Consider the following 348-nt stretch of genomic DNA (forward strand, 5'->3'; position numbering starts at 1 on the left):
CGGCCGAGGGCTTCCCGGCGGCGGCCGCTCGCCCACGACGACGAGGTGCGCCCGCACCATGTACTGCGGCAGGGCCGCCTCGGCGGAGTCGGCGATGGGCGGTGCCTACGCCTGGCCCCCAGGAGGGATGGGCGTACGCGACGCGGAGATACGCGCCAAGCACCTCGACGCCATCAACCGCTTCCGAGAGCAACGGCAGCGACAAGCGCGGCAGGCGCAACGGGCAGAGCAAGGACAGCACCACGGCACTGTCCCACGCCGCCGGCAATACGCACCGGACCAGGCATTTCGCTTTGCGTTCCACTCGCGAACATTGGTAGACATGGCCGTGGGGGGGGGGGGGGGGGG

The organism is Streptomyces sp. YGL11-2, assembly GCF_050054615.1.
GTDB lineage: Bacteria > Actinomycetota > Actinomycetes > Streptomycetales > Streptomycetaceae > Streptomyces.